The sequence below is a fragment of the Ilumatobacter sp. genome (assembly GCF_965215205.1).
Taxonomy (GTDB): Bacteria; Actinomycetota; Acidimicrobiia; order Acidimicrobiales; family Ilumatobacteraceae; genus Ilumatobacter_A.
Genome location: NZ_OZ244049.1, coordinates 3,282,934 through 3,303,476, shown reverse-complemented (window position 1 = coordinate 3,303,476; position 20,543 = coordinate 3,282,934). Strand labels below are relative to the sequence as shown.

The window sequence follows — 20,543 nt, the reverse complement described above, 5'->3', positions numbered from 1 at the left end:
AACCCACGTCCCCGGAACCGGGCAGCCGCGCGCGGTCCCCGCCGCCCGACGTCGCGAGCGGCACGGGGTCGGGTGCACGGCGTCGTCGGCACGGCGTCCGTCGGGGAGGTCAGCCCCTCCCGTCGGGCAGCCCGAACAGGTGGCGGGCGTTGTCGCCCAGGAACGCGCGCCGGTCGGGCTCGGGGAACGCCGCGACGAGCTCGTTCAGGTCGTGGACGTACTCGGGGGTGTGGTCCGCGTGCGGGAAGTCCGACGCCCACAGGAAGCGGTCGACGCCGAAGCGCTCGGCGAGCGCCGGGATGGTCCGCTCGTCGGGGTCGCAGCTGATCCAGATCCGCTCGCGGAAGTAGTCGCTCGGCTTGTGCTCGAGCGGCACGCGCTCGCCGATGAAGGTGTGGCCGTAGACGGCGTCGATGCGGTCCATCCAATACCCGATCCACCCGCCGCCCGACTCGAGCACCAGCACCTTCAGCGTCGGGAACTTGTCGAACACGCCGTAGTCGAAGAGGGTGGTGAACTGGTGCCGGACCCCGTCGGAGGCCTGGACCGACGCGAGCAGGCGGAGCTGCTTGACGTTCTGCCAGTCGCCCATCCGCGTCCCCTTCGTCCACTGCGGCTCGAAGGTCGGGTGGATCGCGAACGGCACGTCGAGGTCCTGGGCGGCCGCGAACACCGGGTCGTGGTCGGGGTGCCCGAGCGGGAGGCCCTCGTGGGTGAACGGGCAGACGTAGGCGCCCCTGGCCCCCTCGCCGACGGCGCGCTCGAGCTCGGCGGCCGCGGCGACGGGGTCGCTCAACGAGATGTGCGCGGTCGGCACGAGGCGCGGCGAGTCGGCGCAGAACTCGGTGATCCAGCGGTTGTAGGCGCGGGTGTAGGCCTGCGCGAGCGCCGGGTCGGCGACCTCGGCCTCCCACAGCAGCCCGACGGTCGTGTACAGGATGGCGATGTCGATGTTCTCGGCGTCGAGCATCTCCAGGCGCTCGCCCGCGTGCATCGTTCCGTACGGGGCGTTGGCGAGGTACGTCCGATCCGGGTCCTTCTGCATCCCGGCGAGGTCGGGATCACCCATCGCGCCGAGCGTCGAGGGCATCCCGTTGCGGGCCATCGTGGAGCGGCGCCCGTCGTACTCGAGCTCCTCGAGGCCGTTCTCGTCGCGCACGATCCGCAGCGCCCGGTCGCGGAACTCCGGATCGATGTAGTCCTCCCACAGGGTGGGGGGCTCGAGGATGTGGCCGTCGGCGTCGACCGCGCCGTCGACCTCGATGCGGTGGGTCTGGTGGAGCGGCTTGGTCGACTCGATGAACGTCGTCGTCATCGGTCCATGATCCCGTGCGGCGGGTCGCCGTCGAGAGTCGGACGGCGCGCGGCGGCGAGAGCGCGCACCGTCGGGACCGAGGCCACGATCCACGCATCGGTCGCCGACAACCCGATGCGCTGCGCGAGCCCGTCCGCGTCGACGACGAGGCTCGCGGCGAGTCCGACCGTCGAGGTGGCCGTCGCGACGATCGCCGCCGCGGCGAGCGTCCGGTGGCCGAGCCGGGCGAGGGGCCGGGCGCACCCGAGCGGGACCCCGACGAGGGTGACGTACCCGACGACGGCGGCGGCGGCGTGGAGCCGGTCCACGAGGTCGGATCGATCGAGCGGGAGCGCCGCCACGGCGATCGTCGCGCCGGCCGTCGCGAGCGCCGCCCACCACGCCCGGCCGGGGACCGCGCGCCGCAGCGCGATCGCGTACGGGCCGACCCCGGCCGAGAACGCGACGAAGCCGACGGTCATCGTGGACCGCACGTCCGAGCCGACCGCCGCGAGGCGGCTGATCGCGTCGTCGACCGACGAGTACGGCGCCGACGTCACGGCCGCCGCGACGGCCCACGCGGTGACGAAGGCGATCGGACCGACGACCCCGCCCCACGCCGCGCCTCGACGGGTGCGTCGCCGCATCGACGAGCGGTCGTGGCCCGTCGTGCTCAGGGGGTCAGCAGGACGACGGTCCACCCGGTCAGCCCGTCGGTGTCGCACGAACCCGGCGTCGTCACCAGGATCCGGTCGTCGGCCACCGACGCGTCGGCGTACGCGTCGAGCGCGTCGAAGTCGCAGGGCGCGAAGGGCTCGCCCGTCGGTCGGCCGAGCTCGGCGCGGTAGGGATGGATCGAGCGCTTCTCCGTCGCCAGGGCGAACTCGGTGTGGTCGCGAGCACCGATGCGGTCGAGCTCGGAGGGCACGCGCGCCCAGACGGGGACCATCGGGAACGAGCTGTCGACCACCACGAACACCTGCTCGGTGCGCCGGGTCACGACCGTCGTCACGGCGAGGGCGCCGAACGCGACGGCGATCACGGCGAACCAGATCGCGAACGGCTTCACCGCTCACCCACCCGCGTTGAACAGCGCCGCGATCTTGAACTCCACGTCGTCCTCGCTGGCGTCGATGCTCGCGGCCTCGACCAGCGACGACACGCGGCCGAGCTCGTCGAGGTCGGCCTCGAACCCCACGGTGTAGACGGGGATGCGGAGCCCGGCGATGACCTCGTCGACCTCGTCGAAGCCCAGGCCGTCGGTCGTCTCGCCGTCGGTCAGCACGACCAGGATCGTCTTCAGGTCGGGATCGACCGCCGACTCGGCACGCAGCATCGACAGCCCGAGGACGATCCCGTCGTACATCGCCGTCCCCCCGCCCGGGCTGAGGTCCTCCGCGATCGCGGCGTAGCGCGCCTGCTGGTTGAGGTCGAACTCGCCGATCGGGAGGCGCATCGCCGCCTGCGTGCTGAACTCGACCACACCGACGCGGGTGGCGGGCTTGACGAACTCGCGCGCCGACAGCATCGCCCGTCGCAGCGAGCTGATCCGGGTGCCCTCCATCGAGCCGCTGACGTCGACGACGAAGACCGTCGACACCGGTCGTCCGCCGTCCTTCTTGTCCTTCCAGACGGCCTGCGCGTCGATCAGCGTCGAGCCCGAGGGGACGTCGACGTCGGGGGTGTGCGCAGGCGGGTCGAACCCGTACTCGGTGGCGAGCTCGGCGTACTCCGAGCCCTCGGCGAAGGTGGCGAACGCCTCGAGCACCTCGGTCTGCTCCGCCGTCACGTCGCCGACCGCGACGAGGGGGTTGTCGTGGCGCACCCCGAACGGGATGAACTCGTAGCCCGAGCTCAGCGAGTCGGTCTGGACGTAGGTCTGGTACTCCATGACGAAGGTGTCGAGCGTCCCGGTGTCGTTCTCGACCGAGTCGCGCATCTGCAGCGTCGTCAGCGCGACGAACGGGACCTGGCGCTGGAACTGCTCGAACACGCTGGCCACGTCGGGGTCGGTGAGGCGCGACTCGTCGCCGTCGGCGATCGCGTCGAGGACCGTGACGAGGAAGTTGAGCCCCGTGCTGGATGCGAACGGGTCGGTGTAGCCCATCACGAGGTCGCCGGCGATCACCGCGTCGACGAGCGTCGCCGCGGTCAGCTCGCCCGACGCTGCGCGCAGCTCGTCGGCGGTCGCCGTCTTCATCACGATCCCCGCGACGTTGGGCACCGTCGACGGGCGGATCTCGGTGACGGGCTGGAACTCGGCCGCCATCTCGACCCAGAGCTGGTTCGACGGGCTGAAGCCGCCGGGGATCTCGGTCCCGCTCGCGATGAACTGGTACGCCGTACCGGACGCGATGCTGCGCAGGTCGATCGCGGCGGTGCTCCCGTCGGCGAGGGCCACCCCGGCGTCGTTGAACCCCTCGGCGGCCTCGACCATCCAGCCGTCGGTGCCGGTCCCCGACTTCTCGGTGGACGCGAAGACCTCGACGACCGCGTCGGCCGTCGGCGGGGCCTCGACGACGATCGGGAACTCGTCGATCGGGGGCAGGGTGTCGGCGAGGTCCGCTCCGGTCGGAGGAGGGATCGACGCGCTGCGGGTGATCGGGTCGTCGACCCACCCGATCTCGTCGACGAGCGAGTTCAGCCGGGTCGTCGCGTCCTGCGACGACAGGGGCTCGTCGCCGCCGCCGTCGGTGCCGCACGACGCGACGCCGACCCCGACGACCACGGCCGCGACGGCGACGCGCGCCCGTCGTGCGAGCGGGCCTCGGCGCGATCGGCTCACGAGGCGGCCCCGCCGCTGCTCGAGCCGTCGGTGCCGCCGGCGGTCAGCCGGTCGGTGGCGGTGCGCCCCCGCTCCAGCTGCGAGATCGACTCCTCGCTGCGCTCGGCGAGCTGGTCGAGCTCGAGGATCGAACCCGCCATCGTCGGCAGCGCCTCGCGGCGGTACCGCGAGATCTCGTCGAGCGCCGCCTCGATGTCGTCGAACGCGGAGCGCAGCGACTCCATGTCGAGCATCGTCGACGACGCCTGCCGGTGGATCTCGGTGCCCTGCGTGCGCAGCCGAGCCGCGGTGCCGGCGATCATCTCCGACGTCGTGGCGTTGATCGCCTCGATCTTGTCGAGCACGATCCGCTGGTGCGCCAGCGCGAGCGCGACGGTCACGGCGACCTGCAGGGCGCTGATCGTGACGTCGAGCGCTCGGTCCACGCCGCGGATCAGCTCGCGGTTGTTCCGGATCACCAGCTCGGTCGCGAGCACGCCCTGCTGGTTCACCGCGAGCTGCTGCTGGAGGTCGATGGTGCGCTGGCGGATCGCGAACAGGATGTCCTCCTCGACGAACGCCCGCCGGGGGTCGTCCGGGCCGATCTCCCCCGCCAGGCGCTCCGCGACGGCGGCGTCGAGCGCCTGCGCGAGGGCGACCTGCTCGGCGAGGGCGACGGTGAGCTCGCGCATCTGCTGCTGGTCGGCACCCAGGGTCACGTTGTCGCGCGCCAGGGTGTCGCGGCCCGCCTCGAGCGACGACACGATCGAGTCGATCTGGGTCTGGGAGCTCTCGTAGCGCATGAAGTAGCGCTTGAGCGGGGTGCCGACGCCCGGGATCCGCCCGACGGCCCGGGTGAACCAACCCGCATCGGTGTCGAGGCCCGACGGGTCGAGCTTCTCGACCTCGATGCGCAGGTCGGCGAGCGAGTTCGCCACCGGTCCGCCGTCCTGCGCGCTGCGCCCGAGGTCGCGCAGCGGGGCCTGGAGCATCCGGCTGCGGGTGGCGGCGCGCTGCTGCAGGTCGCGCCCCATCGAGTCGACGGCGTCGCGCGCGGCGTCGCGCGACGCCTGGTCGGCCGGGTCGACCGCCAGCAGCTGGTCGACCTGGTCGCGGGCGTGGGCACGCAGCTCGTCACCCGGGTCGGGCTCGGGGAGCTCGAGCTCGGCCTCCGTCGTGGGCACGTCGAGGGCGAGGCGGAGCGGGGGGCGCTGCGCGGTGCCCGTCGGGACGGCGTCGGTCATGGTGAGCCTTTCGTGGGGTCGTCGGCGTACATGCTCGCGCGGTCGGCGAGCTCCTCGAGCGCGTCCATCGCCGCGTCGGCGTCGGAGGGGTGCTTGCCGATCGGCACGTCGGCGAGCGCCGTCGTGGTCCGGTCGAGCGAGGTCAGCGCCGCTTCGTTCTGCGCCATGAAGCGGGCGATGCGCGCCTGCTGGGAGGTGCGCATCTCGGCGCGCCGCTCGAGGGTCGAGCGCTCGCGACCGGCGGCCTCGTGGTCGACGGACCCCGCGGAGAGCTCGGCGAGGCGGCGATCGATGTAGGTCTGGTCGATCGAGCGGACGCCCGCCGACGCGACCGCCACCTCGCGCAGGTTGTCGAGCGCGGCGTCGCAGACCTGCTGCGCCGTGGCCAGGTAGCGGGAGTAGGTCAGCTCCCCCGCGTCGAGGCGACGATCGAGAACGGCCACCAGGGCGGCGCGCTTGTGGCGCAGGGCAGCGAGCTGCTCGGCGGGCTGGGGGTCGTCGAGGGTGGCCAGCTCGGCGGCGAGCGCGTCGAGCTCGGCGGGGTCGATGTCGCGCACCCGCGGGATCGCGAACTGCAGGTCGGCCAGGGTGCCCGTCGCCGACATCGTGACCGGCCACGCCACGGCCGCCGCGACGGCGACCACGACCACGGCGGCGATCAGCGCGCCCGGAGGCCGCAGCAGCGCCACCAGCGCCCACACGGCGACCGCGAGGACGCCCGCGGCGATCCACGTCGGCGGGTACGCGAGCACCGCTCGCCACCACGGTCTCGGGCCGGGGGCGCTCATCGGCGTGGTGCGCGCTCGGGCGCCGGCGACGAGGAGCCCCGGCGGGGCGCTGCACATCCGGACACGATCACCCCACGATACCGCTCGTCGGCCCGGCGGTCGCCCGGCACCCGGCGGCCACGCCGACGCGAGCCGGAGTCGGCTCCCGCACCGCTCGCGAGCCGCGGAAACACCCGTCACCCCAGGTGGCGGCGGACCCGGCGGCGGTACACTGATCCGCCGTGTCGGCGTCCCGATCGGGAGCCCGGCACCGCCTCGCAGCGGCCGAGGTGACCGCCCCTTGAGAGTAGAAGAGCAGTTCGGAAGTAGGACCAAGCATGGCCAAGCGAGAGTTTCCCCTGGAGAGAACCCGCAACATCGGGATCATGGCGCACATCGACGCCGGCAAGACCACCACGACCGAGCGCATCCTCTACTACACGGGCAAGAGCTACAAGATCGGTGAGGTCCACGACGGCGCCGCGACCATGGACCACATGGCCCAGGAGCAGGAGCGCGGGATCACGATCACGTCGGCCGCGACGACCTGCGTGTGGACCGACCACCGCATCAACATCATCGACACCCCGGGCCACGTCGACTTCACGATCGAGGTCGAGCGCTCGCTGCGCGTCCTCGACGGCGCGGTGACCGTGTTCGACTCGGTCGCCGGCGTCGAGCCCCAGACCGAGACCGTCTGGCGACAGGCCAACAAGTACAACGTGCCGCGGATGTGCTTCGTCAACAAGATGGACCGCATCGGCGCCGACTTCTACCGCACGGTCGAGATGGTCAAGGACCGCCTCCAGGCCAACGCCCTCGTCGTCCAGCTCCCGGTGGGCGCCGGCGGCCCCGAGGCGGTCAAGGCGTACGAGGGCCTGGTCGACCTCGTCAAGATGAAGGCGCTGCTGTGGCGCGACACCGACGAGACCGACCTCGGCGCGAAGTACGAGACGGTCGACATCCCCGACGACATGATCGCCCAGGCGAACGAGTACCGCGAGGAGATGCTCGAGACCATCGCCACCCAGGACGAGGACCTGATGAACGCCTACCTCGAGGGCGAGGAGCTCTCCGAGGACGCGATCAAGGCGGCGATCCGCAAGGGCACGCTGGCCAACGACTTCGTCCCGATCCTGTGCGGTTCGGCGTTCAAGAACAAGGGCGTGCAGCCGATGCTCGACGCCGTCGTCGACTTCCTGCCGAGCCCCCTCGACGTCGAGGCCGCCCACGGCATCGAGATGCGCGGCGGCGAGGAGAACGACGTCACCCGCGGTCCGCGCGACGAGGACTTCGCGGCGCTCGCGTTCAAGATCGTCGCCGACCCGTTCGGCAAGCTCACCTACTTCCGCGTGTACTCCGGCGAGATCAGCAAGGGCGACGAGGTCTACAACTCCACCAAGGAGAACCGCGAGCGGCTCGGGCGCATCCTGCTGATGCACTCGAACCAGCGCGAGGACCTCGACGTCGCGATGGCCGGTGACATCGTCGCCGGCCTCGGCTTCAAGGAGGTCACCACCGGTGACACCCTGTGCACGCGCGACAACCCGGTGATCCTCGAGCGGATGGAGTTCCCCGAGCCGGTCATCCACGTGGCGATCGAGCCGAAGACGAAGTCGGACCAGGAGAAGCTCGGCAAGGCGCTGAAGTCGCTGTCCGACGAGGACCCGACGTTCCGCATCCGCACCGACCACGAGACCGGCCAGACGGTCATCTCGGGGATGGGCGAGCTGCACCTCGAGGTGCTCGTCGACCGCATGCAGCGCGAGTTCTCGGTCGAGGCCACCGTCGGCAAGCCGCAGGTGGCCTACCGCGAGACGGTCACCAAGGAGGTGACCAACGTCGAGTACCGCCACATCAAGCAGTCGGGCGGGTCGGGCCAGTTCGCCGTGGTGCGGATCAACATGCTCCCGAACCCCGGCGGCGGCTACGAGTTCGAGGACAAGATCACCGGCGGCAAGATCCCACGCGAGTACATCAACCCGACCAACCAGGGCCTCGAGGCCGCGATGGACAACGGGGTGCTCGCCGGCTACCCGACGGTCGACGTCAAGGTCGAGCTGGTCGACGGCCAGTACCACGACGTCGACTCCTCGGAGATGGCGTTCAAGCTCGCCGGCCAGCAGGCGTTCCGCAAGGCCGCCGAGATGGCCAAGCCCGTGCTGATGGAGCCGATCATGGCCGTCGAGGTCGTGACCCCCGAGGACTACATGGGCGACGTGATGGGCGACCTGTCCAGCCGCCGTGGCCGCGTCGGCGGCATGGAGGCCCGGGGCAACACCCAGGTCGTCAACGCCGAGGTCCCGCTGTCGGAGATGTTCGGGTACAGTACCGACCTCCGCTCGCGCACCCAGGGGCGTGCGACGTACACGATGCAGTTCGACAAGTACCAGGAGGTGCCGTCGAACATCGCGGAGGAGATCGTGAAGCGGGTCCGCGGCGAGTGAGCCGCCGAGCCGGCTCCGCACCCCGACCCTTGACAACCCACCTGCGTCCTCCATCCGGGGGCGTGAACGACGAAGAAGCAGAGAGAAGACAGCGATGAGCAAGACGAAGTTCGAGCGCAACAAGCCCCATGTGAACATCGGGACGATGGGTCACATCGATCATGGGAAGACGACGTTGACGGCGGCGATCTCGAAGACCCTGTCGGATCGTGGGTTGGCGGAGTTCACCGATTTCGCGGGGATCGACAAGGCGCCGGAGGAGAAGGCGCGTGGGATCACGATCTCGATCTCGCACATCGAGTACGAGACGGAGAACCGTCACTACGCGCACATCGACATGCCGGGTCACGCGGATTACATCAAGAACATGATCACGGGTGCTGCGCAGGTCGATGGTGCGATCTTGGTGGTGGCGGCGACGGACGGTCCGATGCCCCAGACGCGTGAGCACGTGTTGTTGGCGCGTCAGGTGGGTGTGCCGTACATCGTGTGCGCGTTGAACAAGTCGGACATGGTGGACGACGAGGAGTTGTTGGAGTTGGTGGAGCTGGAGGTGCGTGAGCTGCTGACGGAGTACGAGTTCCCGGGTGATGATGCTCCGGTGGTGCACGTGTCGGCGTTGAAGGCGTTGGAGGGGGACGCTGATGCTCAGGAGAAGGTGATGGAGTTGATGGCGGCGTGCGATGAGAACATCCCGAACCCGGAGCGTGATCTGGACAAGCCGTTCTTGATGCCGATCGAGGATGTGTTCACGATCACGGGTCGTGGCACGGTGGTGACGGGCAAGGTGGAGCAGGGGATCGTGCACACCGGTGACGAGATCGAGATCGTGGGGTTGCGGGACACGCAGAAGACGACGTGCACCGGGGTGGAGATGTTCCGCAAGTTGCTCGATGAGGGTCAGGCGGGGGACAACATCGGTGCTCTGTTGCGTGGCATCGACAAGGAGCAGGTCGAGCGGGGTCAGGTGTTGTGCAAGCCGGGGAGCATCACGCCGCACACCGATTTCGAGGGTCAGGTGTACATCTTGAACAAGGATGAGGGTGGTCGTCACAAGCCGTTCTTCAACAACTACCGGCCGCAGTTCTTCTTCCGGACGACGGATGTGACGGGGACGATCCAGTTGCCGGAGGGGACGGAGATGGTGATGCCGGGTGACAACGTCGAGATGACGGTGGAGTTGGGCAAGCCGATCGCGATGGACGAGGGTCTGCGGTTCGCGATCCGCGAGGGTGGCCGCACCGTGGGCGCCGGCCGCGTCACCAAGATCAACAAGTGACCGGGACGGACTGACGACATGGCACAGAACATCCGCATCCGCCTGAAGGCGTTCGACCACGAGATCATCGACCAGTCGACGAAGAAGATCGTCGAGACGGTGACGCGCACCGACGCGACGGTGCGCGGGCCGATCCCGCTGCCCACCGACAAGCACCGCTACACGGTCATCCGTGGCCCGCACGTCGACAAGGACAGCCGGGAGCACTTCGAGATGCGCATCCACAAGCGCCTCATCGACATCGTCAACCCGAACAACAAGACGATCGATTCCCTGCAGCGCATCGAGCTGCCCGCGGGCGTCGACATCGAGATCAAGATCCAGTCCTGAACCGAGCGGTGCGCGCTCGCCGCTCGGCGATGCGCGCACCGCCCGTCCGACGGGTGGATGTGAAGGAACGGGCAAGGATCCGACCCGCCGGGCGCGACCCCGCCCCGTGCGAGTAGACAGCACCGATGGCCGCTCTGCCGCCACCTCCACCCGGTCGACGCCCCGTCGGATCCCCCGAACCGCCCCGGCGGCGCCAGCGCACGCTCGCGCTCGTCGGCCTGGTCGGTCTCGTCGCCTGGCTCGGCGGGCTGGCCGGGGCGATCTTCGGAGGTCAGGTCGTCGATTGGATCGATCGGCCGCCGACCCGCCCGTCGGGTGAGGCGATCGACATCGCCTCACCCCGCCCGGGCTTCGAGAACCGCCTCGACGTCGCGGTCGTCGCCGCGCACGTGGGCCCGTCCACGGTCACCGTGTCCGCCGACATCGGCGGCGGGGTCTCGCTCGGCACCGGGGTCATCGTCACCGACGACGGGGAGATCCTCACCAACGCCCACGTCGTCGACGGGGCGCGCGTCGTGCGGGTGCGCCTCGCCGGCGAGTCCGAGCCCCGCGAGGCGACCGTGCTCGCGAGCGATCGCGGCAACGACCTCGCGCTGCTGCGCATCGGCGGCGACGGATACGAGGAGGCCACGTTCGCCGACCCCGGGAGCGTGCGCATCGGCGACGACGTGATGGCGATCGGCTTCGCCCTCGGCCTCGACGGCGACCCCTCGGTGACCCTCGGCATCGTGTCCGCGCTCGACCGCAGCGTCGGACAGGGCGACGTGTACCTCGACGGGCTCATCCAGACCGATGCGGCGATCTCGTCCGGGAACTCCGGCGGGCCGCTCGTCAACGCGGCCGGCGAGGTCGTCGGGATCAACACCGCGGTCGCACGCGACACGGCGGTGTTCACCGCGACCAACGTCGGCTTCGCGATCTCGGTCTCCGAGGCGCTGCCGATCGTCGACGCCCTCCGTGCCCAGTCCGACGGGGAGGTGCGCGAGGAGGCGTTCCTCGGCGTCAACCTCGAGGACCGCGTCGACGGCGGCCAGGGCGTGATCATCACCGGCGTCGAGGAGGGCACCCCGGCGGAGGCCGCCGGCGTCGAGGTCGGCGATCTCGTCGTGGGCATCGACGGCGCCGCCACCGACGGGTCGTCGTCGCTGATCGCCGCGATCCGTGACAAGCAGCCCGGCGACGAGGTCACCGTGACCATCGTGCGCGCCGACTCCGAGGTCGACCTCGACGTCACCCTCACCGCACGCCCCGAGGGCTGACGGAGCCGTCGAGTCGGCCCGGAGCGCGACCGGAGGCGTCGCGGGTCGATGTCGTACCGTCGCTCCCGATGGACGACGTGATGCTCGGAGCGACCCGACCCCTCGGATCCGGCTACTGGCCGCTGCCCGAGGACGACCCGGGCGTCGAGGTGCGGCGCGAGGCGGTGCGGATGGTGTCGCCCGACGGAGCGCTCGTGACGGGTGTGCTGTGGACCCCGCCGGTCGGCACCCCGTGGCGCACGGCCGTCATCCTGTCGCACCCGCGCGGTGACTTCAGCGTGCACTACGCCTGCCCGCTGCTCGCCGCGGCGGGCTACGCCGTGCTCGGCTTCGGCACGCGCTACATGAAGAACGACACCGACTGCCTCCACGAGAACTGCATCACCGACGTGCGCACCGCCCACGACGAGATGGTGCGCCGCGGCGCCGAGGCCGTCGTCCTGCTCGGCAACTCCGGGGGCGGCTCGCTGATGGCGATGGCCAACGCCGAGCTGGGGATCGGCGACGGGTGGGTCGGCGTGGCCGCGCACCCCGGCGAGGGGGTGTTCATGCTCCAGGTGATCGATCCGTCGGTGGCCGACGAGGAGGATCCGTCCGCCACCGTCGACGAGCTCGACATGTACCACCCCGACAACGGGTGGCGCCCGTGGCCCGAGCCCTGCACCTACGACCCCGACTGGCTCGAGCGCTACCGACGCGCCCAGCGCGACCGCGTGGCGCGCATCGACGCGATCGCCCGCCGCTCGATCGAGGACGCGGCCGACGCCGCCCCCGAGATGAGGCGCACGGACCCGACGACGGACCCGCTTCGCTGGCGCGAGCTGCGTCGACGCGCCGTGTCGACCCGGTACCTCACGATCTACCGCACCCTCGCGGACCCGGCGTACCTCGACCTGTCGATCGATCCCGACGACCGGGCGATGGGGTCGCTGTTCGCCTTCCCCGACCCGTTCGACGCGAACCACGGGCGCGGCGGCCTCGCCCGGACGATGACCGCGCGCGGGTGGCTGAGCACCTGGTCGGGTCTGTCCAGCCACGCCAAGCTCGCCGACACGATGCCGCGGGTGACGGTCCCGACCCTGCTCGTGCACCCGACCGCCGACACCGAGATCCGCCTCCACCAGGCGGCCGAGATCGTCGCCGCCGCGGGCGCCGAGGACGTGACCTACGTCGAGATGGAGGGCGCGCTGCACTACCTCGAGGGGGACCGCCCCGAGGCGATGGCGCACGTCGCCGACTGGCTCGCCTCCCGCTACCCCTGATCGCCCGGGCGCGCCTCGACCGCCCGCCCGCACCCGTAGCCTGCTGCGCGTGATCGAGCAGGACCGCGCCGACGGTCGGGGAGCGACGTCGGGCGCTGCGACGCCTCGGCCCCTCCCGGCCTGGCTCGCCATCGCCCTGGTCACGTCGACCTCGGCGGCGGTGCTGGTGCTCGAGATCCTCGCCGGACGCCTGCTCGCCCCGTACGTGGGCGTCAGCCTGGAGACCTTCACCGTGATCATCGGCACGATCCTCGCCGGCATCGCGTTCGGGGCCTGGGCCGGCGGGGTCGCGGCCGACCACGTCGACCCCCGTCGCCTGATCCCGATCCTGCTCGTGGTCGGCGGCGCGCTGGCGATCGCGACCATCCCGATCGTGCGCGTCCTCGGCTCGGGGAGCGGGACCGGTGCGGGTCCGCGCATCCTCGTGCTCACCGCGTTCGGGTTCCTGCCGTCGGCGACGGTGCTCAGCGCGGTGCCCCCCGCCGTGGTCAAGCTCCAGCTGCTCGATCTCGCGACCACCGGCTCGACCGTCGGCCGGCTCTCGGCGTGGGGGACCGCCGGGGCCCTGTTCGGGACGTTCTTCACCGGCTACGTGCTCGTCGCGGCGGCCGCGGTCACGACGCTGATCGTGACTGTCGGGATCCTCCTGGTCGCCTCCGGGCTGGTGCTGTGGGCGACGACGCGGGCGGGGGCTCGCGGGCGCGGGCGCGACGGGGTCGCCGACCCCGACGGGGGCGCGCCCGACGCGACGTCCGAGCCGCGCGAGCTGCTCGCCGCGACCGGGCTCGCCGTCGTCGCGCTGCTCGGTGCGGTCGGCATCGACTCGCCCTGCGAGGTCCAGACCGCCTACTACTGCGCCGCGGTGCTCCAGGACCCGGAGAACGAGTCGGGGCGCACCCTGCTGCTCGACGACCTCCGGCACAGCTACGTCGACCTCGACGACCCCGCTGTGCTCGAGTTCTGGTACATCCGCCGCCTGGTCGACGCGATCGACGTCGCCGTCGACGGGGCGGACACGCCCATCGACGCGCTGTACCTCGGGGGAGGGGCGTTCACGGTGCCCCGACAGGTGCGCGCCACCCGCCCGGGCAGCGACCAGACGATCCTCGAGATCGACGGCGACCTCGTCGACCTGGTCGAGGAGCGGATCGACTTCGAGCGCGGCGACGACGTCGAGATCGTGGTCGGCGACGGGCGCCTCGCGATGGACGACCGCTCCGACGACTCGGCCGACGTGGTGATCGGGGATGCGTTCGGCAGCCGGGCGGTGCCGTTCCACCTCGCCACGGAGGAGTTCCTCCGCGAGATCGACCGGGTCCTGCGCCCGGACGGGGTGTACGCCGCGAACGTGATCGACGGCTCCGCCGAGGCGTTCCTGCGTGCCGAGGCGGCGACGGCGGCGGCGGTGTTCGACCACGTGGTGGTCGTGCGCGGTCCGGGGATCGTGGCCGGGCGCAGCGGCAACTCGGTGATCGTCGCCAGCCCGTCGCCGATCGACGTGGGTGCGCTCGAGCGGCGCCTCGTCGCCGACGTCGACCCGAGCGACGACCCCGGCGAGGCCGACGGCCGCACGACGGCCGAGCGGGTCGGCGAGATCGTGGCCGGGCCCGACCTCGAGCCCTACCTCGGCGGTGCCGAGGTGATCACCGACGACCACGCTCCCGTCGACCAGCTGATCGCCCGCTCGCGCTGAGCCCACGGCCCCGAGCAGCACCGCGGCGCACGACTCCTCCGGCTCGCACCGGGCGTGACGTGGTGATCGTCAGCTGCGGTGGGCGTCGAGGGCGGCGAGGACCTCGCCGGGCTCGGCCTGGCGCCCGTGATCCGCCTTCGACCACACCAGGTCACCGTCGACGACGACGTCGAACACCCCCTTCGACCCGGTGACCAGGGTCAGCGAGGCGATGTCGTGCTGGCGGGCGGTGAGCAGCTCCTCGGTCACGCGCACGGCGTGGGCCGAGTAGTCTCAAGGGACGCAGTAGGTGATGGAGATGTCCACCACCTCACCCTACGAGGGCCTCGTGGCGGGGACGCCACGAGAATCGGCGCGACGGCAGCGTTGGAAGCACCGCCCCGCCTCCGTAGCATCGCGTACGCCGTGACCGGGAGGCATCCCGGCCACCAGAACACCCCGCAAACCGACGTCCGGCGAGGCCGTCCCGCACCGATCGGGACCGGAACCATCCGGCACAACCGAGTCTCCGGCTCCGCCTCGCGTCGTCTTGTCGTCGTGATGCGGAGCTTTTCCGTGGACGGCGCACCGCCCGTCGGACCCCGCCCACCTCGGACTACGAGAAGGACCACCGCCTCATGGCACAACAAGCGATCGTCGGCGAGAAGGTCGGGATGACGCAGACGTGGGTGGACGACCGTGTGGTCCCCGTCACCGTCGTGCGCGTCGACCCCATGCGCATCGTCCAGATCAAGACCTCCGAGCGTGACGGCTACACCGCCATCCAGGTCACCTACGGCGATAAGGACGCGAAGAAGCTGAACCAGCCCGAGGCCGGCCACTTCGCCGCCGCGGGCGTCGCCCCCGGCAAGCGCCTCGTCGAGCTCCGCCTCGACTCGGTCGACGGCCTCGAGGTCGGCCAGGAGCTGACCGTCGAGCAGATCACCGCCGGATCCCGGGTCGACGTCACCGGCACCAGCCGGGGCAAGGGGTTCGCGGGCGTCATGAAGCGCCACAACTTCCGTGGCGGTCCGGCCTCGCACGGCGCCCACAAGGTCCACCGCAAGCCGGGTGCCATCGGCCAGTGCGCCTTCCCGGCGCGCGTCTTCAAGGGGATGCGCATGGCGGGCCACATGGGCCACGAGACCGTGACCACGCAGAACCTCGAGGTGGTCTCCTCCGACCCCGAGCGCAACGTGCTGCTGATCAAGGGGGCCGTGCCCGGCCCCGCCGGCGGCGTGGTCACCGTCCGTAACGCCGTCAAGCTCGCCGGGAAGGGGGCCTGACCATGGCCGAACTCACGCTCACGACCAGGACCTCCTCCGGTGGCGACGCCGGCACCGTCGAGCTCGACGCCGACGTCTTCGGCCTGGAGCCGAACGTCTCGGTGATGCACCAGGTCGTCACCGCCCAGCTCGCGGCGCGTCGCGCCGGGACCCAGAGCACCAAGACGCGCTCCGAGGTCCGTGGCGGCGGCGCCAAGCCGTACCGCCAGAAGGGCACCGGCAACGCCCGCCAGGGTTCGATCCGCGCGCCGCAGTACGCCGGCGGCGGGGTGGCGCTCGGCCCCAAGCCGCGCGACTACGCGCAGAAGACGCCGAAGAAGATGGTCCGCCTCGCCACCCGCTCGGCGCTGTCGGACCGCGCCGCCGAGGGCCGCGTGGTCGTCGTCGACTCGTGGGGGTTCGACACCCCGAAGACCAAGTTCGCCCGTCAGGCGCTCGACGCGCTCTCGGTGGAGGGGCAGGTGCTCGTGGTCCTCGGTCGCGACGACGTCGACGCCCGGCTGAGCTTCCGCAACCTGCCGAACGTGCAGGTGATCGAGCCGAGCGAGCTCAACGCCTACGACGTCCTGTGCAGCGACTGGGTGGTCTTCACCGAGGCCTCGCTGCCCAGCGGCACCGCGGCCACCAGCGCCACGAACGACACCGCGACGAACGACACCGCGACAACGGACGCCGGCGCGCCGGCGGGCGCAGCTGCGATCGAAGGAGACGAGTCCCGATGAAGGATCCGCGCGACATCATCATCGCCCCCGTGGTCTCGGAGAAGAGCTACGGCCTGATCGAGGCGGGGGTGTACACGTTCCAGGTGCACACCTCGGCCTCGAAGCCCGAGATCCGCGACGCGGTCGAGTCGATCTGGGGCGTCGAGGTGCTCAAGGTGAACACCTTGAACCGCCCGGGCAAGAAGAAGCGCACGCGGGGCACGAACCGCGTCGGCAGCACCGCGGCGACCAAGCGCGCCATCGTCACCCTGGCGGCGGGCGAGATCCCGCTGTTCGAGAACTGAGCCAGGGAGGGAACGAACCATGGCCATCCGCACACGCAAGCCCACCAGCCCCGGACGTCGCTTCCAGACGAGCCACGACTTCGGCGACGTCACGAAGACGACGCCGGAGAGGTCGCTCCTCGCGAAGAAGACCCGCTCCGGCGGCCGCAACGCCCACGGGCGCAAGACCAGCCGCCACCGCGGCGGCGGTCACAAGCAGCAGTACCGGATCATCGACTTCCGCCGCACCAAGGACGAGGTCGTCGCCAAGGTCGCCGCGATCGAGTACGACCCGAACCGCACCTGCCGCATCGCGCTGCTCCACTACCTCGACGGCGAGAAGAGCTACATCCTCGCCCCGCGCGGCCTCAACGTCGGCGACCGGATCACCTCGGGGCAGGGCTCCGACATCAAGCCCGGTTGCGCGATGGAGCTGCGCTACATCCCGGTCGGCACCACCGTGCACAACGTCGAGCTGCGCCCCGGCGGCGGAGGCAAGATCGGTCGCTCGGCCGGGATGGCCGTGCGCCTCGTGGCCAAGGAGGGCGACTACGCGACCCTCCGCATGCCCTCCACCGAGATGCGCCGGGTGATGATCGACTGCCGTGCCACCGTCGGCGAGGTCGGCAACTCCGAGCACGAGCTGGTCAAGATCGGCAAGGCCGGCCGCAACCGCTGGAAGGGCAAGCGCCCCCAGACCCGCGGCGTCGCGATGAACCCCGTCGACCACCCCCTCGGCGGTGGCGAGGGTCGCACCTCCGGCGGTCGTCCCGCCGTGTCCCCGTGGGGCAAGCCCGAGAGCCGCACCCGCAACAAGAAGAAGAGCTCGCAGAAGCTGATCATCCGCCGTCGTCGCACCGGGAAGGGCGGCCGGCGCTGACGCGCCGGGCGAAGAAGGGAAGCACCCATGGCACGCAGTCTCAAGAAGGGCCCGTTCGTCGACGAGCACCTGCTCCGCAAGATCGACGAGCAGAACGCCGCCGGCGAGCGCAGGGTCATCAAGACCTGGTCGCGACGCAGCACGATCATCCCCGACATGGTCGGCCACACGCTCGCGGTCCACGACGGCCGCAAGCACGTCCCGGTGTACGTCACCGAGTCGATGGTCGGTCACAAGCTCGGTGAGTTCAGCCCGTCGCGCACCTTCAAGTTCCACGCCGGCATGGAGCGGAGCGTGAGGCGCTGATGACCGGTCCCAAGCTCAACGAGAGGTCGTTCGTCGCCGGCGAGCGCTCGGGCACCAAGGCCACCGCCAAGTACGTCCGCAGCTCGGCCTCCAAGGCGCGAGCGGTGCTCGACCTGGTCCGTGGCCTCGACGTGCTGTCGGCCGACGAGGTCCTGCAGTTCACCGACCGCCACATCGCCCACGACGTGCGCAAGGTGCTCGCCTCGGCGGTCGCCAACGCGATCGCCAACGACGCGCAGGACGCGGAGGAGCTGTTCGTCGTCGCGTGCTTCGCCGACGAGGGACCGACCCTGCGCCGGTTCCGGCCCCGGGCGCGCGGCCGTGCGACGCGGATCAACAAGCGGACCTGCCACATCACCGTGATCGTCGGCCGCATGAGCGACGATCGCCTGTCGGTGGTCCAGGCCCGCCGCGAGCGCCAGGGTGGCGCGGCGGCGAGCGGCCGTCCGCAGTCGGCGTCGTCGAGCCGTCGGGCGCGCGTCCAGCGCAGCCGCGAGCAGGCCGCCGCCGAGCAGCCGAGCGTCGACGAGGTCGCCGCCGCAGCGGGCGACGAGACCGCGGACGACCGACCGACCAGCGACCAGGTGACGAGCGACCGGACCGCCGGCACCGAGTCCGACGCGGCCCCCGCCGCCGGCGAGTGGCCCGGCTCGATCGAGGCGACCGACGACGGCGAGGCCCCCGCGGGCCACGAGATCAAGGGCAACTCGGGCTCGATGCTGTACCACACCCCCGACAGCCGCTACTACGACGCCACGAAGGCCGAGGTCTGGTTCGACACCGTCGAATCGGCCGAGGCGGCCGGCTTCTCGGCGCCCGGATCGAACACGGCCGACGACGCCGACGACGCAGCCGACGCGGCTGCCGACGAGACCGCCGACGAGGCGGAGGAGAACTGATGGGACAGAAGATCAACCCCTACGGGTTCCGACTCGGGATCACCACCGACTGGAAGTCCCGCTGGTTCTCCGAGCGCGACTACAAGGAGTACCTCACCGAGGACTGGAAGATCCGCGACCGGATCATGACGCTGCTGGAGTCGGCGGCGATCAGCCGGATCGAGATCGAGCGCACGCGCGACAAGCTGCGCGTCGACGTCCACACCGCCCGCCCGGGCATCGTGATCGGTCGTCGTGGCGCCCAGGCCGACGAGCTGCGCAAGATGATCACCGAGATCACCGGCAACCAGAAGATCCAGCTGAACATCGTCGAGATCAAGTCCCCCGAGCTCGACGCCGCGCTGATCGCCCAGGGCGTCGCCGACCAGCTGATCAACCGCATCGCCTTCCGGCGGGCGATGAAGCGCGCCGTGCAGAACGCCCAGCGGGCGGGAGCGCTCGGCATCAAGGTGCAGTGCTCGGGTCGCCTCGGCGGCGCCGAGATGAGCCGCACCGAGTGGTACCGCGAGGGCCGCGTCCCGCTGCACACCCTGCGCGCCGACATCGACTACGGCATGCGCGAGGCGAAGACCACCGCCGGCCGGGTCGGGGTGAAGGTGTGGCTCTACAAGGGCGACATCACCCCGTACAAGACCGTGAACGACGACAAGATCCAGCGCGAGGCGGCGATGGCCGTCGGCGAGACGTCCGGTCAGGGCGCCCCGGGCGGTCCCCGCAAGGTCGTGTCGTCGTCGAGCCGACCGGGAGCCCCCACCGAGGCTCCGGCCGCGGAGACCCAACCCCTCGTGCGCGAGGCGGATCCCGAGCTCGAGAAGCTGATCGCCGAGGAGTCGTCGATCGGCGGCGAGCAGGCGTCCGCCACCCCCACCACCACCGACGGACAGGAGGGCTGAGCGCCGTGTTGATGCCCCGCAAGGTCGCCCACCGCAAGCACCACCGAGGCCGCACCCGCGGGCTCACCAAGGGTGGTTCCGGGCTCAGCTTCGGCGAGTACGGGATCCAGGCCCTCGAGCCCGGTTGGCTCACCGCCCGCCAGATCGAGGCCGCCCGAATCGCCATGACCCGTGCGATCAAGCGCGGCGGCAAGGTGTGGATCAACGTGTTCCCGGACAAGCCGGTCACGAAGAAGCCGGCCGAGACGCGCATGGGCTCGGGCAAGGGCAACCCCGAGTTCTGGGTCGCCGTCATCAAGCCCGGCCGCACCCTGTTCGAGCTCTCGTTCCCCGACGAGGAGACGGCTCGGATCGCGCTGAACAAGGCGATCCAGAAGCTCCCGATCAAGGCACGCATCATCACGCGAGAGGAGATCGTCTGATGGCGGGCTCGAAGAGCGACCTGGCCGAGCTGTCGATGGGCGAGCTCGTCGACGAGCTGAAGGCCACCAAGCAGGAAGCGCTGAACCTGCGCTTCCGCAACGCCACCGGTCAGCTGGAGAACACCGCCGAGATCGGCAAGGTCCGCAAGCAGATCGCCCGGATCAACACCCTCATCCGCGCCAAGGAGATCGACGCGGCAGAAGCAGGACGAGCATGAGCGACACCGACACCCAGAACGCCGACACCCGCGACGCCGACGCCCCGAGCGCCGACGCCCCCGGCGGCGGCACCGAGCGCAAGGCGCGCAAGATCCGCGAGGGCACCGTGGTGTCCGACCGGATGGACAAGACCGCGGTCGTGGCCGTCGTCTCGCGCGTCCCGCACCCGAAGTACAACAAGATGGTGCTGCGCACGACGAAGCTGCACGCCCACGACGAGACCAACGACGTCAACGTCGGCGACAAGGTCCGCGTCATGGAGACCCGTCCGATCAGCAAGAACAAGCGCTGGCGCATCACCGATGTGCTCGAGCGCGCCAAGTGAGGGACGCGTC

Annotated in this window: 22 protein-coding genes and 1 pseudogene; 16 read left to right on the top strand and 7 right to left on the bottom strand. The window is 70.9% G+C overall.

Annotation, left to right across the window (positions count from 1 at the left end):
• Positions 1-109: 109 nt before the first annotated feature.
• Genes ACOOHC_RS15410 through ACOOHC_RS15385 form a run of 6 tightly spaced genes read right to left on the bottom strand, consistent with a single transcriptional unit; the run spans position 110 to position 6,147 of the window.
• Entirely contained in the window at positions 110-1,315 is a 1,206-nt protein-coding gene (locus ACOOHC_RS15410) for an amidohydrolase family protein (protein WP_420451287.1), read from the bottom strand.
• Positions 1,312-1,941 (bottom strand): DUF998 domain-containing protein, encoded by a 630-nt coding sequence (locus tag ACOOHC_RS15405; protein ID WP_420451286.1) that lies wholly within the window; start codon positions 1,939-1,941, stop codon positions 1,312-1,314. Before ACOOHC_RS15405 ends, ACOOHC_RS15410 begins: the two co-directional genes overlap by 4 nt.
• A gap of 26 nt (positions 1,942-1,967) precedes the next feature.
• Positions 1,968-2,363, bottom strand: a complete 396-nt coding sequence (locus tag ACOOHC_RS15400) for a hypothetical protein (protein WP_420451285.1) — start codon at positions 2,361-2,363, stop codon at positions 1,968-1,970.
• A gap of 3 nt (positions 2,364-2,366) precedes the next feature.
• The gene (locus tag ACOOHC_RS15395) at positions 2,367-4,079 is read right to left on the bottom strand and encodes a vWA domain-containing protein (RefSeq protein WP_420451284.1); all 1,713 of its coding nucleotides are present in this window, start codon (positions 4,077-4,079) and stop codon (positions 2,367-2,369) included.
• Positions 4,076-5,302, bottom strand: coding sequence for a toxic anion resistance protein (locus ACOOHC_RS15390; RefSeq protein WP_420451283.1), 1,227 nt, complete (start codon positions 5,300-5,302; stop codon positions 4,076-4,078). Before ACOOHC_RS15390 ends, ACOOHC_RS15395 begins: the two co-directional genes overlap by 4 nt.
• Positions 5,299-6,147 carry a hypothetical protein gene (locus ACOOHC_RS15385; protein ID WP_420451282.1) on the bottom strand — a complete coding sequence of 283 codons (849 nt, stop codon included), beginning with the start codon at positions 6,145-6,147 and terminating at the stop codon, positions 5,299-5,301. The genes ACOOHC_RS15390 and ACOOHC_RS15385 overlap by 4 nt, the downstream gene beginning before the upstream one ends.
• Positions 6,148-6,407: 260 nt before the next feature.
• On the opposite strand from ACOOHC_RS15385, the gene fusA reads away from it, so the two are divergent.
• From fusA to ACOOHC_RS15355, 6 genes are all read left to right on the top strand, one after another.
• On the top strand, positions 6,408-8,516 hold the full coding sequence (gene fusA, locus ACOOHC_RS15380) for an elongation factor G (RefSeq protein WP_420451281.1): 2,109 nt from the start codon (positions 6,408-6,410) through the stop codon (positions 8,514-8,516).
• Between the two features lie 94 nt (positions 8,517-8,610).
• Positions 8,611-9,795 (top strand): elongation factor Tu, encoded by a 1,185-nt coding sequence (gene tuf, locus ACOOHC_RS15375; RefSeq protein WP_420451280.1) that lies wholly within the window; start codon positions 8,611-8,613, stop codon positions 9,793-9,795.
• Positions 9,796-9,813: 18 nt separating this feature from the next.
• Entirely contained in the window at positions 9,814-10,125 is a 312-nt protein-coding gene (rpsJ, locus tag ACOOHC_RS15370; protein WP_420451279.1) for a 30S ribosomal protein S10, read from the top strand.
• Between the two features lie 125 nt (positions 10,126-10,250).
• On the top strand, positions 10,251-11,384 hold the full coding sequence (locus tag ACOOHC_RS15365; RefSeq protein ID WP_420451278.1) for a S1C family serine protease: 1,134 nt from the start codon (positions 10,251-10,253) through the stop codon (positions 11,382-11,384).
• A 68-nt stretch (positions 11,385-11,452) separates the two neighbouring features.
• Positions 11,453-12,646 (top strand): alpha/beta hydrolase, encoded by a 1,194-nt coding sequence (locus ACOOHC_RS15360; RefSeq protein ID WP_420451277.1) that lies wholly within the window; start codon positions 11,453-11,455, stop codon positions 12,644-12,646.
• Between the two features lie 49 nt (positions 12,647-12,695).
• A complete protein-coding gene (locus ACOOHC_RS15355) occupies positions 12,696-14,339 on the top strand; it encodes a fused MFS/spermidine synthase (RefSeq protein WP_420451276.1) in 1,644 nt (547 codons plus the stop codon).
• A 69-nt stretch (positions 14,340-14,408) separates the two neighbouring features.
• Here ACOOHC_RS15355 and ACOOHC_RS15350 read toward each other — a convergent pair.
• Positions 14,409-14,597 (bottom strand): annotated as a pseudogene (locus ACOOHC_RS15350) (Rdx family protein); the annotation flags it as partial.
• 359 nt (positions 14,598-14,956) lie between these two features.
• Here ACOOHC_RS15350 and rplC point away from each other — a divergent pair.
• The 10 genes from rplC to rpsQ are packed head-to-tail and all read left to right on the top strand — an operon-like array spanning position 14,957 to position 20,533.
• Positions 14,957-15,604 carry a 50S ribosomal protein L3 gene (rplC, locus tag ACOOHC_RS15345; RefSeq protein ID WP_420451275.1) on the top strand — a complete coding sequence of 216 codons (648 nt, stop codon included), beginning with the start codon at positions 14,957-14,959 and terminating at the stop codon, positions 15,602-15,604.
• Positions 15,605-15,606: 2 nt separating this feature from the next.
• Positions 15,607-16,326, top strand: a complete 720-nt coding sequence (gene rplD / locus ACOOHC_RS15340; RefSeq protein ID WP_420451274.1) for a 50S ribosomal protein L4 — start codon at positions 15,607-15,609, stop codon at positions 16,324-16,326.
• Positions 16,323-16,610, top strand: a complete 288-nt coding sequence (rplW, locus tag ACOOHC_RS15335) for a 50S ribosomal protein L23 (RefSeq protein WP_420451273.1) — start codon at positions 16,323-16,325, stop codon at positions 16,608-16,610. The genes rplD and rplW overlap by 4 nt, the downstream gene beginning before the upstream one ends.
• A gap of 19 nt (positions 16,611-16,629) precedes the next feature.
• Positions 16,630-17,469 (top strand): 50S ribosomal protein L2, encoded by an 840-nt coding sequence (rplB, locus tag ACOOHC_RS15330; RefSeq protein WP_420451272.1) that lies wholly within the window; start codon positions 16,630-16,632, stop codon positions 17,467-17,469.
• Positions 17,470-17,496: 27 nt separating this feature from the next.
• Positions 17,497-17,775: a 30S ribosomal protein S19 gene (gene rpsS / locus ACOOHC_RS15325; protein ID WP_420451271.1), complete on the top strand. Its 279-nt coding sequence runs from the start codon at positions 17,497-17,499 to the stop codon at positions 17,773-17,775.
• Entirely contained in the window at positions 17,775-18,674 is a 900-nt protein-coding gene (gene rplV / locus ACOOHC_RS15320) for a 50S ribosomal protein L22 (protein ID WP_420451270.1), read from the top strand. Before rpsS ends, rplV begins: the two co-directional genes overlap by 1 nt.
• Positions 18,674-19,567, top strand: a complete 894-nt coding sequence (gene rpsC / locus ACOOHC_RS15315) for a 30S ribosomal protein S3 (RefSeq protein ID WP_420451269.1) — start codon at positions 18,674-18,676, stop codon at positions 19,565-19,567. The genes rplV and rpsC overlap by 1 nt, the downstream gene beginning before the upstream one ends.
• A gap of 5 nt (positions 19,568-19,572) precedes the next feature.
• Complete coding sequence (rplP, locus tag ACOOHC_RS15310; RefSeq protein ID WP_420451268.1) at positions 19,573-19,989, top strand: 50S ribosomal protein L16; 417 nt, start codon at positions 19,573-19,575, stop codon at positions 19,987-19,989.
• Positions 19,989-20,207 carry a 50S ribosomal protein L29 gene (rpmC, locus tag ACOOHC_RS15305; protein WP_420451267.1) on the top strand — a complete coding sequence of 73 codons (219 nt, stop codon included), beginning with the start codon at positions 19,989-19,991 and terminating at the stop codon, positions 20,205-20,207. Before rplP ends, rpmC begins: the two co-directional genes overlap by 1 nt.
• The gene (gene rpsQ / locus ACOOHC_RS15300) at positions 20,204-20,533 is read left to right on the top strand and encodes a 30S ribosomal protein S17 (RefSeq protein WP_420451266.1); all 330 of its coding nucleotides are present in this window, start codon (positions 20,204-20,206) and stop codon (positions 20,531-20,533) included. Before rpmC ends, rpsQ begins: the two co-directional genes overlap by 4 nt.
• Positions 20,534-20,543: the final 10 nt, after the last annotated feature.